The sequence below is a fragment of the Nostoc sp. ChiQUE02 genome (assembly GCF_034531305.2).
Taxonomy (GTDB): Bacteria; Cyanobacteriota; Cyanobacteriia; order Cyanobacteriales; family Nostocaceae; genus Nostoc.
In genome coordinates, this window is record NZ_JAVRBN020000002.1 from 1 (window position 1) to 13,066 (window position 13,066).

General features: G+C 40.9%; 11 protein-coding genes and 1 pseudogene. 8 read left to right on the forward strand and 4 right to left on the reverse strand.

Translation table 11 applies throughout. The annotated features are described in order from the left end of the window. The first annotated feature begins 655 nt into the window (after window positions 1-655). Window positions 656-1,261 carry a sterol desaturase family protein gene (locus tag RM347_RS02100; protein WP_322717865.1) on the forward strand — a complete coding sequence of 202 codons (606 nt, stop codon included), beginning with the start codon at window positions 656-658 and terminating at the stop codon, window positions 1,259-1,261. Window positions 1,262-1,332: 71 nt separating this feature from the next. On the opposite strand, the gene crtR is transcribed toward RM347_RS02100, so the two are convergent. Both crtR and RM347_RS02110 read right to left on the reverse strand, forming a co-directional pair. Next, window positions 1,333-2,394, reverse strand: coding sequence for a beta-carotene hydroxylase (crtR, locus tag RM347_RS02105; protein ID WP_322717866.1), 1,062 nt, complete (start codon window positions 2,392-2,394; stop codon window positions 1,333-1,335). 507 nt (window positions 2,395-2,901) lie between these two features. Next, complete coding sequence (locus RM347_RS02110; protein ID WP_322717867.1) at window positions 2,902-3,051, reverse strand: hypothetical protein; 150 nt, start codon at window positions 3,049-3,051, stop codon at window positions 2,902-2,904. Between the two features lie 102 nt (window positions 3,052-3,153). Here RM347_RS02110 and RM347_RS02115 point away from each other — a divergent pair, with 102 nt between their 5' ends. Further along, a complete protein-coding gene (locus tag RM347_RS02115) occupies window positions 3,154-3,576 on the forward strand; it encodes a lysozyme inhibitor LprI family protein (protein WP_322717868.1) in 423 nt (140 codons plus the stop codon). 95 nt (window positions 3,577-3,671) lie between these two features. Here RM347_RS02115 and RM347_RS02120 read toward each other — a convergent pair whose 3' ends face one another. Continuing rightward, window positions 3,672-4,349, reverse strand: coding sequence for a response regulator transcription factor (locus tag RM347_RS02120; RefSeq protein WP_322717869.1), 678 nt, complete (start codon window positions 4,347-4,349; stop codon window positions 3,672-3,674). Between the two features lie 232 nt (window positions 4,350-4,581). Between RM347_RS02120 and RM347_RS02125 the strand changes: the two genes are divergently transcribed. The 3 genes and pseudogenes from RM347_RS02125 to RM347_RS02135 all read left to right on the forward strand — a co-directional run. Further along, the gene (locus RM347_RS02125; protein WP_322717870.1) at window positions 4,582-5,445 is read left to right on the forward strand and encodes a phycobilisome linker polypeptide; all 864 of its coding nucleotides are present in this window, start codon (window positions 4,582-4,584) and stop codon (window positions 5,443-5,445) included. 53 nt (window positions 5,446-5,498) lie between these two features. Continuing rightward, window positions 5,499-6,236: a phycobilisome rod-core linker polypeptide gene (locus RM347_RS02130; RefSeq protein ID WP_322717871.1), complete on the forward strand. Its 738-nt coding sequence runs from the start codon at window positions 5,499-5,501 to the stop codon at window positions 6,234-6,236. A gap of 715 nt (window positions 6,237-6,951) precedes the next feature. After that, window positions 6,952-7,041 (forward strand): annotated as a pseudogene (locus tag RM347_RS02135) (Uma2 family endonuclease); the annotation flags it as partial. On the opposite strand, the gene RM347_RS02140 reads toward RM347_RS02135, so the two are convergent. After that, window positions 7,040-7,606 carry a Uma2 family endonuclease gene (locus RM347_RS02140; protein ID WP_322717872.1) on the reverse strand — a complete coding sequence of 189 codons (567 nt, stop codon included), beginning with the start codon at window positions 7,604-7,606 and terminating at the stop codon, window positions 7,040-7,042. The pseudogene RM347_RS02135 and the gene RM347_RS02140 sit on opposite strands and share 2 nt — an antisense overlap. A 112-nt stretch (window positions 7,607-7,718) precedes the next feature. Here RM347_RS02140 and RM347_RS02145 point away from each other — a divergent pair, with 112 nt between their 5' ends. From RM347_RS02145 to glgA, 3 genes are all read left to right on the forward strand, one after another. Beyond that, window positions 7,719-10,361, forward strand: a complete 2,643-nt coding sequence (locus RM347_RS02145; protein ID WP_322717873.1) for a PAS domain S-box protein — start codon at window positions 7,719-7,721, stop codon at window positions 10,359-10,361. A gap of 143 nt (window positions 10,362-10,504) precedes the next feature. Then, window positions 10,505-11,476, forward strand: coding sequence for a hydroxymethylbilane synthase (gene hemC, locus RM347_RS02150; RefSeq protein WP_322717874.1), 972 nt, complete (start codon window positions 10,505-10,507; stop codon window positions 11,474-11,476). A gap of 140 nt (window positions 11,477-11,616) precedes the next feature. After that, the gene (glgA, locus tag RM347_RS02155) at window positions 11,617-13,056 is read left to right on the forward strand and encodes a glycogen synthase GlgA (RefSeq protein WP_322718131.1); all 1,440 of its coding nucleotides are present in this window, start codon (window positions 11,617-11,619) and stop codon (window positions 13,054-13,056) included. The last annotated feature ends 10 nt before the right edge of the window (window positions 13,057-13,066 follow it).

Here is a 13,066-nt window from a genome sequence, read left to right on the forward strand (position 1 = left end):
GGTTGAGCAACGCGAAACCCAACATTAATAGGAGTGTTGGGTTTCGTTCCTCAACCCAACCTACAAATTTTTTTGCACTATTTGCACTATTTTAGCCTTGTCACGCCACTACGTATATTTCAAAATTTAAATATGAGTCCTATATATAGCAAATTGATTTATTGAAGAAGGCAGGCAGTTATTATTGAAGTCCATCAGATAATAGCAATTTCAAGAAATTAAAACTTTGTTACAAAATCAGCAATTTACTTAAATTGAAGTTAACCAAGAACCTTTCTTTAAGAAACAGCGAGAGTTTGTGTATACGTGGAACAAAATTAGTTTAATTATTATTAATAAAATTTAAGTTATATTAGCGGAAGTACTTGATGTTGTAAAATAAGCAGTGGATTTTGTCGATTAACAAATTAAATCTTAATTTGGCAATTTTTGGTAATCAAGACCAAAACAATTGGACATAATCAGGATTTTCATTTGCCTAAACTAATATTAAGGATGGGTCTAATTGACGAACCACTCATTTTGGTATTATTGCTTTTTCCTCTTCGGTATCACTCTTGCTCGATACTTTCTGATCGCTGGGGGAACATACTTACTCTTTTATTTAGTTCTGGGGAAGTCTCTCGCCAAGAAAAGTTTGCGTTTGAAACCGTTGATGAGTTCTTCCATTAAAAAGGATATCGAGTTATCAGTACTCTCCGCAGTGGTTTTTGCTATTAGTGGAGCGTTTATCATTTCAGAGTATAGTTTAGGAGCAACGCTGTTATACACTGACCTATACAAGTACGGACTGTGGTATTTAGTAGTTAGCTTTATTGCAGTGCTTGTTCTTCAAGATACTTACTTTTATTTTATCCATCGGATGTTTCACCAGCCTCTGATTTTTAGATGGATGCATTATGGACACCATCGTTCAGGAGAGCCAACACCTTGGAGTTCCTCTGCCTTTGACTTACCAGAGGCGATAGTCCAAGCACTTTTCTTTGTAGGTGTAAGCTTTATAGTTCCGCTACATTTCATCACCTTAGTTGCTGCACTTATAACTATGACAGTATGGGCAGTGTTTACCCATCTCGGATTTGAGGTATTTTCCTCATCTAAGAGTTACTGGATTGGAAGATGGCTTATCGGCTCTATGCATCATTCAATACATCATAATAAGTATAAAGTACACTACGGTTTGTATTTTACGTTCTGGGACAAACTGCTTGGTACTGAAGATCCTAATTATGAAATCGAAACCCACACAAGGGAATTTTAATTTTCTATGAGTCATTAGTCATTAGTCATTGGTTATTTACTAATGACTAATGATATTAAATGCGTAACAGCTTATTCACGACCTTGTGATTCATCTTTATTTTTACTTTTTTGATGAGTAAACCGAATTCCTACAAAAATATCGTAAATAAACTCTAAAAAGTCTTTTTTTTGTAGTAATCCTGAAGTTTGATAACAGCCTTTTTCATCTAATAAAGGCTTCATCAGATAGTATGTAGACTGATATTTATACCAGGGAATACAAGTCCATAAATGATGAATTAAATGGTAATTCTGTCCTAAAATCAGGATATTAAGAATTGGACTGGGGTATACACGAGCATTTTTCCAGCGATCGCGTTCAGTAAAGGGACGATGGGGCAGATAATCAAAAAACAAACCCAGTATTAAGCCTACTATACCAGAGGGTACAACCCAAAAATTGAGAACGTACATTAAAAAATGATATTGAACTGAGATATAAACAATTGCAACAACTATTGAGCGACTGATGAACCATTCCACTAGCTCATATTTGCGCCACAGTCGCCGTCGAAAGAAAAATACCTCATGGGACAAGAATCGAAATGCAATCATCCACAGTGGGCCACCTGTAGAAACAAAATGATCTGGGTCATCTTTGGGATGGTTGACATGAGCATGATGCTGCAAATGTACTCGCGTAAACACTGGGAAAACAAACCCTAGCATCAGGGCGCTACCATGCCCTAGCATGGCATTAATTATTCGATTGCGGTGAGCAGATTGGTGACAAGCATCATGAATTACTGTCCCAGCACAATGCAAAGCAATAGTGTTAAAGCTAAAGCACAGCCAGTCTGGCCAGTGCCAAAGCCAGTAACCACAGTTAGATAACACCAGCACTGTCACAGATGCAAAAAACAGTAGTAGCGTCGGATTGAAATCACCAGGAGGCGCTAGCAATTCCTTAGGTGGAACTTTCAGCAGCTTATGTGTTTCTGAAGTTGCTGTTCTGACTTCTGTATTTACTACGTCTTTAAAGATGACTTCCAAGTTGTTGCCATTTAGTTTTTTATAGTCATCAACGGCTGGGTCGAAGATGATTAGGCTTTTGTCCGGAATGTCAAAAAAATTAGGATCTAAAGAGGTCATAATTTTCCTGGTCGTGATTCGTTGATAAAATGGGCATGAAATCTCAAACTCAGCCAGCACAGAATAGATTTCTTGCCCCGATTAGAGAGATGAAACCCTAAAAAACTAGACGATACTCTTCTGTGTTCAGATTAGGTATGGGGTGTAGAAGATAGGGGATAAAAAAATTTTGAATTCCTTGTTACACTACACACGTCAACAAAATATTTGATTTTTCATTTCTGGAGTTAGTCCTGTTACTCATAATGCCCAGCGACAACGGCATACATATATTTTGGTTTAATCTCGACATTTATCGATTCTCCAAGGCAATACTTTTTCCGATGTCCTGAAATTATGCTTTGTTATTGCTTTTGTGAAAAATGATTTTCAACAATATAAAGAATACAGTTATTTGAATGATAAACGCAAGACTTTTGCCCTAATTTGACGTATAATGAAAATTCTTTAGTCATAGATATCATACTTTTAACAAAAATGTATGTTTTATTTGCTCAAAGAAAAATTTCATCCCTTTTCCTGACCAGTCCAATAAGTATATATACTAGCGATCGCTTTCTTCCCTTTCGATTCCGTGCGGTTGCAGTTTGCTTCTTTTAAGCAAAACGCGATCGCAGGAGTGTCCTGGTAGCCAGAATATAAAAAACTTAGCGCCAACCATAACACTTATTTGTGGAGCATACCATTTACCACTCTGAATTCAGAGTTTGACGCTACCGAAAAGATCAAATTCCTATACTAAACAATAAAAATTTTTCTATGCGTCATTTATTACTAGTTTTGACCAGTATCCTAACTCTCAGCGCTTTAGATACTCGCACTATGGGAATAGCAGGTACAATGCCTGATTTACCTGAGATGCGCTTAGTTCAAAAGCTTAACTGCAATAATCCTCAAACTCAAACAGCAATTAATGAATGCACGAAATTGTCTTATCAGAATGCAGATAAAAAGCTGAATCAAGTTTATCAACAATTGCTACCTACATTAGAAAGGTCTAGAAAACAGAAATTGATTACTGCACAGCAAGCATGGCTCAAGTTTCGAGATACCAATTGTGAGTTTGAGAGAAGCAGATATGAGGGCGGAAGTATTGCCCCTACTATTTATTTTGGTTGTCTGGAAAATACTACAAAATTGCGTACCCAACAATTACAAGAATATCTCAAATCCGACCCTTAAGTGAACTAGGGGCACACAGCTAGTTGTGCATCCTTAGCTTGTAACTGATGCACAAATGCGTAACTGCTTAAGGCAGAGTACGAGAAAGGCTATAGTTAGTCGAGTTGCTTGAGACGGTAACCTATACCATGAACTGTTTCAATAAAATCTTCAAAAGCTCCGGCTGCTTTGAGCTTTTGGCGTAGGCTTCTGAGATGAACTTTCACAGCATGTTCTTCTGGAGGAGACTCTAGCGACCAAATATGTTCAATAATTACGCTACGGCTAAGGACACGACGACCATTTCGCAGCAATAACTCTAATATTCCGTACTCTTTTGGGGTTAAATGTAGCATATTTTCCCCATAGTTCACTTCATAAGTGCTGGGGTTGAGGTGCAGATTGCCCCATTCTAAAATCGGCGGCGATGAAACATTACCCCGACGAAGCAAGGCGCGAATTCGTGCAAATAATTCTTGCAAATCCACTGGTTTAACGACATAATCATCTGCTCCCGCATCAAGTCCGGTGATTTTATCGCTAACAGTATCACGAGCAGTGAGCATGAGAACAGGCATACTGTAGCTGTGCGATCGCAACCGATGACATAAACTAATTCCATCGAGTTCTGGCAACATCACATCCAGCAGCAGCAAATCATAATCCAGCATTTTGGCTTGATTCCATCCTGCTTCACCATCTGTCACCACATCAACCATATAACGCTGGTCTGTAAGGGCTTCTGCTAAAGTTTCGGCAAGGCGTACATCATCTTCAACTAAAAGAATTCGCATAATTTTTTTTTAACCATACTAGTTATGTTTAAAACTATCTGCGAACTCTCCTTGAGAAAATATTGCAAAAAGTAACAATTTTTAGATTTCGTTGCTTCTTTCCGATTTCTTTACCATTTCCTGAGCGATTTCCTTACTTTTGTTATGTAATTTTCTATTCTATGTAGGTTTCTAATAACCTCCTTTAGACGTTCCCAAAGAACTCTATGTTTAGCCAGGAGATTTTCAGAAAATGGCTTTTGGACAAAGTTCACATTTAGGTGTCAGCCTGTTTGAAGACACTCACTCAATTGAAGGAGTACCTGGTTATTCACCAGAAGAACTTGAGGCTATCATCAGCGTTATATACAGACAGGTTTTAGGAAATGCGTATGTGATGGAAAGTGAGCGGCTCACTGTTCCTGAGTCACAGTTTAAGCGCGGTGAAATCAGCGTCCGCGAATTTATCCGTCTGGTAGCAAAGTCTGAGTTATATCGTTCCCGGTTTTTCAGCAGTTGTCCTCGTTATCGGGCAATTGAGTTGAACTTTAGGCATTTACTTGGTCGTGCTCCTATTGACTTGGAAGAAATGCGATCGCACAGTAATATTCTGGATGAATTTGGCTTTGAAGCTGAAATTGATTCCTATCTCAACAGCAACGAGTACCAAGATACCTTCGGGGAAAACATTGTGCCTTATATTCGAGGCTATAAAACTGAAGCCTGTCAGAATATAGTGCAGTTTACCCATATATTCCAATTAGTCCGAGGTGCTTCTAGTAGCAGTCTGAAAGGCAACTTGGTAGGTAAAAAACCTCGGTTGAATAGCTTGGTGATTCAAAGTACTCCTACCGCCGTGGTTTCACCAGCCAGCGATGGGGCGACATTCCGCAATCCACCACTTGGTTCTAGAACTCGTCATGGTGTAGCCGCTAGTGATGAAGGTAAAGTGTATCGACTGGAAGTCACTGGTTATCGGGCAAAAACAGCAAACCAGATTTCTCCATTTCGCCGCAGCAACCAAGTCTATCTTGTGCCCTTTAATAAACTATCGCAAGAGTATCAGCGGATTCACCAGCAAGGTGGTGTGATTGCCAGTATTACCCTTGTGAACTAGTAAAGTTTTGCGGCAATTACAAGTCATTCCCAATTCCCAATGCCCTTAATATTATGCCTATTCCGTTGTTAAATTACTCCCCTTCATCTCGAAATCACCGTGTATCTGGATTTGAGATTCTTGGCGACGAGCAACCGAGAATTTATACAGCCGAATATCTGCCATCGTCAGTAGAAATGGATGCCTTGATTATGGCAGCCTATCGCCAGATTTTCCACGAACAACAGATGCTAGATAGCAACCGCCAACCTTTTTTAGAATCCCAACTAAGAAACGGTCAAATCACAGTCAGGGATTTTATTCGAGGGTTAGCAATATCTGATGTATTTCGGCGGCTTAATTACGAAAGCAACAACAACTATCGCTTTGTGCAGATATGCGTACAGCGATTCCTTGGTCGTGAGGTTTACAATGAACGCGAAAAACTAGCCTGGTCGATTGTGCTAGCCACCAAAGGTCTACAAGGTTTTATCGATGCTTTGGTGGATAGTGGGGAATACATTGCTAACTTTGGTTACAATACAGTCCCCTATCAACGGCGACGGATTTTACAAGGACACTCTCAAGGGGAATTACCTTTTGCTAGGATGGCTCGTTATGGCGAAGATTATCGTGACAAATTGCCGCTTCCTATAACAAGAAAGCAGGTTGAGCCTTTTAATTTACAAACTTTCCTACGCAGTTCTGACAGGGATGTAGTGTTATGGCTCTTAGCTTCGCTACTGGGAGTGATTGTCTTATTTACTTGGCTAACTGTATTTGGTTACTTGCCAAAGTTCGGCGGATACTAGCTGAGAATTGAGTAAAGTGCGATCGCTATTATGAGCGATCGCACTCAACTTTTCAAAAAGGCAAAATAAGCAATTAAGCGTTTTTGTTTCCACCTAGAGCGCCTCTGCATAAGAAAAACACTAGTTATGCAATAAGTTCATTCATTTAAAAATTGATGTAAATACTGCATTCATATCAAATTATTTGAAGCAAAACAATGTTGCCGCCACAAGCGCATAAAAAGATCCAATGTTGGATAAGAAGCCGTCATTTAATCTGTTCAGGTCACTTTTTTATATTTGAAACTATAGACTATTCTTGCGTTGAGAGATTTACCGAGTGTATAGCTGTTTTAGGAGGAACATTAATTTCCGTTGAGCCAGTTGACAAAATTTGGATGGGCGATCATCGACAGGTTTTTCTTTATCGTGTCAAAGCCAGTTTGTTTACGCCTTGTCATCAGTTAAGGCAATACTGGTTTAAGTATGGTGGTTTATACACTAGATTTGATAAAAATTGTTAAAGTTTTTTTGATGTCTAGCAACTTCTACAGGGCGAACGCACAGTATTTCTGAAACCCTTGCTGGATAAGGATATTGACAAAAAAAATAGGCTAAATTTAAAAACCCTGAAACCCTTGCTATTAAAGGATTTTTATACTTTAGATGCGTTTGCCCTAGCAACTTCTATGACTGCGTTACGATGTGAGGTAAGAGGTGATAAAAAAGTGTTTCTATGACCGTAACTACAGCGAAGTGGACAATAGATGAGTATCACCACACGATCGCGGCAGGTATTTTAGATGATCGGCGTGTGGAACTGCTCACTCTGCTTTCATCTTTAACCAGCCGAATACTTGTTCTACTGTCAACTCTAAATCAATACCATCTAGAACAGCCAATCTATCTTCTCTCTGACAAAATACTGGTTGTTGATGTGGTTTAAAGACAAGGATTGAGCGGTCATCAGGATCAATCAACCATCCTAGCTGACAACCATATTTTAGGCAGTGCAAAATATTGCTTGTAACTCGATTGGAACTCTGATCTGGAGAGAGAATTTCAATTGTCCAATTAGGAGCAATTAGCACATCATCTACAAGTTCTCCGTGCTCGTCAAACTCAATTTGTTGCCAACGAATAACCGCTACATCTGGAACAATTGACCGACCACCAAAAGTACAACGCAGTTCTGGAAAAGCATAAGCGATTTGCTTTTTCTCTGTGACTTCGTTAATCCCATTAATCAACTTAGCCTGAAGTCGGGAGTGGCGGGTTTTCGGCATTGGTTTCTGGAGAATCTCACCATCAATGTAAATACTTGCAGGCTTTGTTTCTGGTAACTTGAGAAACTCTTCCAGGGTTAGGGATGCAGATTTTGCAACACTCATTACTTCTGCCACTCCGAAAGTATTACATTCAGTTTATCAATGTTTGAAACTAATGGATGAGCAGAAAACAGTAAACTAAACCAGATGCCTCGAATCACTCTTATCCATGCTCATGCCGGATTTTAGTATTATCAATCTCGCTCCAATCTGTATTGGCTTTAGCATTATTGCCTTAGGGACAATTTACTATTTTCTTAACTTAGAAGTAACTAGACGGCAACGGGCAGAAGTGATACTGCGGCAACAAACTGAGCGAGAAAGACTCGTAAACCAAATTGCTCAACATATCCGTGAGTCTTTGGAGTTGGAAGAGGTTCTTACTACCACCGTTGCAGAAGTGCGTGAGTTTCTCCAAGCAGATCGGGTGTTAATTTATCGCCTTTGGGAAGATGGCACAGGTAGCGCAATTACTGAAACAGTTTTACCTGAATATACAAAAATATTAGGAGAAACCTTTCCAGAAGAAGTGTTTCCTAGAGAATATCATCAAGCTTATTCATTAGGAAAAACCCGCGCGATCGCTAATGTTGAACAAGCAGATGTAGAACTGTGTCTGGCAGACTTTGTGAAACAGTTCGGTGTCAAAGCCAAGTTGGTAGTGCCAATTCTACAAGAGAATCGCCAAGCAGATAAACAACGCGACAGCAAAACACCTGTTTCTACCCCTTATCTTTGGGGCTTATTGATTGCTCATCAGTGCGATCGCCCCCGCATCTGGGAATCTTGGGAAATTGAGTTAATGAAGCAACTTGCAACCCAGGTAGCGATCGCTATCCAACAATCAGAACTTTACAAACAGCTGCAAACACTCAATGCTGAATTAGAACACCGCGTTCAACAGCGGACTCAAGAGTTGGCTAAAGCTAATGTCTCCCTCAGAGCCGAAATTGCCGAACGTCAACGCACCCAAGCCGCGCTGCAAGCTCTAATTACTGCCTCTCCTCGGGCCATCTTCACACTTGATTTAGAAGGGAATGTGAAAATCTGGAATCCTGCTGCGGAACGGATGTTTGGCTGGACGGAGGCGGAGGTGATAGATCGTCCTAACCCAATTTTTTTAGACGACCAATTAGAAGAATACAATACTCTCCAACAAAGTATATTGCAAGGTACAACTTATACCAGAGTAGAATTGCGCCGTTTTAAAAAAGATGGCACTGCGATCGATATAGTTTTTTCTGCTGCACCCTTGCATGATAGCGACGATAGTATCAACGGCATGGTAGCAGTGATTGCTGATATCACACACCAAAAACAACAGGAAGAACAGGTTCGCTTGCTGCAATCTGTAGTTGTAAATACCAATGATGCTGTAGTTATCACTGAAGCGCAACCGATTGGTGAACCTGGGCCAAATATTATTTATGTTAATGAAGCATTCACCCGAATCACAGGTTACAGCCTGGAAGAAGTTTTAGGCAAAACGCCCCGTATTCTTCAAGGAGCGAAAACAAGTCGCGCTGAACTAGATAAAGTCTGGACTGCCCTATCTCGTTGGGAACCAGTCACTGTTCAAGTAATTAACTACCGCAAAGACGGTTCTGAATTCTGGAATGAATTTAGCATTGTCCCCGTAGCTGATAAAACCGGCTGGTATACTCACTGGATATCTGTACAACGTGACATTACCGGGCGGAAACAAGCTGAACAGGCATTACGCCAGAGCGAAGAACGCTTCCGCTCATTGATTGAAAATGCTTTAGATATTGTCAAAATTCTCGATGTAGATGGTTCTATTCGCTATGAAAGTCCTTCTGTAGAAAAGGTTTTAGGTTATCCAGCAGCAGAACTAATTGGTAAAAACTTATTAGATTACATTCACCAAGATGATTTGGCTAATACTTACCATAGCTTTATTCATGCTATCCAAAGTTCAGAGGTTACTGCCCCAATCGAGTTTCGTTGTCGCCACAAAGATGGCTCCTGGCGGATGCTAGAAGCTATTAGCCAGAAATTTCTAGATAACACAGCAGATACTAGAATTATGGTTAACTGCCGCGACATTACAGAACGCAAGCGGTTAGATGAAATTCGGATGGCACTAGAGCGCGAGAGAGAACTCAGCGTCCTTAAAACACGTTTTTTCTCAATGGCATCTCACGAGTTTCGCACTCCTTTAAGTACTGCCTTAGCAGCTGCTCAATTGCTAGAGAACTGTCAGGATGAATGGGATAACTCTTCTAAGCGACTGAGGAACTTGCAGCGAATTCAACTCTCTGTCAAAAATATGGTTCAAATCCTAGACGATATTTTAACTATCAATCGAGCTGAAACAGGAAAACTAGAATTTAATCCTAAACTTCTCGATTTAGAAGGATTCTGCGGTTCTTTTGTGGAAGAAATGCGCCTGAGTACAGATGAGAGGCACACACTTAGCTTTGTTTGTCAAGGAAAAGCTGTTCCTGCCTGTGTGGATGAAAGGTTGTTGCGTTCCATTTTGTCTAATTTGCTGCTGAATGCGATTAAATATTCTCCTGAAGGAGGAAATATTCATCTGAGTCTGGAGTTTAAATCAGATACAGTGATTCTCCAGGTTCAAGATCAGGGTATTGGAATTCCGTTAGCAGATCAAAAGCAACTGTTTGAGCCGTTTCATCGTGGCAAGAATGTCAGAAGTATTCCTGGTACAGGATTAGGATTGGTAGTGGTGAAAAAGTGTGTAGATTTACACCAAGGTGATATTAACATCACCACTCAATTAGGAGTTGGTACAACTTGTGCGATCGCTCTCCCATTAGAAGGCAAGTCTAATTAGTATTGTTCGAGATTCCTAAAACCAGCTTTTGGTAAAGAATTGTAATCCAAAATCCAAAATCCAAAACCCAAAATTAGTATGAGTCCCTGACTACGGTAGTCTAGATGAGAGTGAATTTATCGCCTAGTTTGATATATTGTTTTATGACTTCAGTTGTTTCTAGTCCCCCACGCACTATTCGGATTGGTTCACGCAAAAGCCAACTTGCTCTGGTTCAGACCTACTGGGTACAAGAGCAACTCCAGAAAAGCTATCCTGATATCACTTTTGAAGTCCACACCATGTCTACCCAAGGCGATAAAATCTTGGATGTAGCATTAGCTAAGATTGGCGATAAAGGACTTTTTACTAAAGAACTTGAAGTTGGAATGCTCAATCAAGAGATTGACTTTGCAGTTCATTCCCTTAAGGATCTGCCGACTCACCTACCAGAAGGGTTAACACTGGCAGCAATTACTGAACGGGAAAACCCAGCAGATGCATTAGTGGTGCATGAAAAGCACAAAGATAAACAAATCGATACTTTACCAGAAGGTGCAGTAATCGGTACATCTTCACTGCGGCGATTAGCACAGTTACGCCACCACTTCCCCCACTTTACATTTAAAGATGTGCGGGGAAACTTGATTACACGGTTGGCAAAACTAGATGCAGGCGAATATGATGCCCTAATTTTGGCAGCAGCAGGGTTAGAAAGATTGGGAATGAGCGATCGCGTTCATCAAATTCTCCCCAAAGAAATCTCCCTCCATGCCGTTGGACAAGGTGCTTTAGGGATAGAATGCCGTGCTGATGATAGTGAATTGCTATCTCTACTCAAAGCGATCGAACATCCCCAAACACGCGATCGCTGTCTCGCAGAACGTTCTTTTTTACGTTCTTTAGAGGGTGGATGTCAAGTACCTATTGGTGTAAATACAGAAATATCTGGTGAGAATTTGACCTTAACAGGGATAGTCGCCAGTGTAGATGGTCAAAAGTTCGTAAAAGATACCGTCACTGGGATTGCAAACAAAGCCGAAGCGCTAGGTCAAGAACTAGCAGAACTGTTGCGGCAACAGGGAGCGCAAGAAATTTTAGAAGAAATTTTTGCGGTGATTCAGCGCGGTTCCTAAGGAATTGGGCAAGCCGATGTGATTAGATAAGAATTGATCGCCGTTGCACTAAAGATGTGCCAGACGCGACAAATCGCGTTGGTCGGGATCAGAAAGTTAATTTGACAAATATAGAGAGAATCGGGGAAGCAAAAATTACCATGCGGATTCTATTTGTTGCAGCAGAGGCAGCACCCATTGCCAAAGTAGGAGGAATGGGTGATGTTGTCGGGGCATTACCCAAAGTCCTGAGAGAAATGGGGCATGATGTGCGGATATTCTTGCCTTACTATGGCTTCCTGCCAGACAAAATGGAAATTCCCAAAGAACCCATCTGGCGGGGATCTGCGATGTTCCAGGAATTTGCTGTTTATGAAAGCGTTCTGCCTGGTACTGATGTTCCCTTGTACTTATTTGGACATCCCGTTTTCCTGCCCCGCCGGATTTATTCTGGAGATGATGAAGACTGGCGGTTCACCTTTTTTTCCAATGGTGCAGCCGAGTTTGCCTGGAATTACTGGAAGCCAGAAATTATCCACTGCCATGATTGGCACACGGGGATGATTCCCGTATGGATGCACCAAGATCCTGATATCACCACAGTATTTACCATTCATAACCTGGCTTATCAAGGGCCGTGGCGTTGGTATTTAGAGAAAATTACTTGGTGTCCCTGGTATATGCAAGGACACAACACAATGGCAGCAGCGGTGCAATTTGCCAATAAGGTAAATACAGTTTCGCCCACCTATGCCGAGCAAATCAAGACAGCAACTTATGGTGAAACTTTAGAAGGTTTGCTGTCTTTTATTAGCGGTAAATTATCTGGGATTATCAACGGTATTGATACTGAAGTTTATAATCCAGAAAATGACAAATACATTGCTCAAACCTTCACTGCTGATACTTTAGATAAACGCAAAGCTAACAAAATTGCTTTGCAAGAAGAAGTAGGATTAGAAGTCAACTCCAAAGCCTTTTTAATTGGGATTGTGACCCGATTAGTGGAACAAAAAGGCATTGATTTGATATTGCAAATCCTCGATCGCTTCCTATCTTATACAGATGCACAGTTTGTGCTGTTAGGGACAGGCGATCGCTACTATGAAACTCAGATGTGGCAATTAGCATCCCGCTTCCCCGGACGCATGGCAACTTACTTACTGTATAACGATGCCCTGTCTCGCCGGATCTACGCTGGTACTGATGCCTTCTTAATGCCCAGTCGTTTTGAACCATGCGGTATTAGCCAAATGATGGCTTTGCGCTACGGTTCTGTGCCCATTGTCCGCCGCACAGGTGGATTAGTTGACACCGTAATCCATCACGACCCCGAAAATGCAGCAGGCACTGGTTATTGCTTTGACCGCTATGAACCGCTAGACCTTTTCACCTCTATGATCCGGGCTTGGGAAGGCTTCCGTTTCAAACCGCAATGGCAAGAACTACAAAAACGGGGCATGGCCCAAGATTTTAGTTGGCATCAATCTGCCAAAGAGTACGTGAAGTTGTACAGGTCAATTTACGGTTTGCCAGAAGAAGAGGAGACACCAAAACCAGAGTTAGTATTAAACGAAGCAGTCACCAGTAGTAAGTCCTGATCTGCCTAAA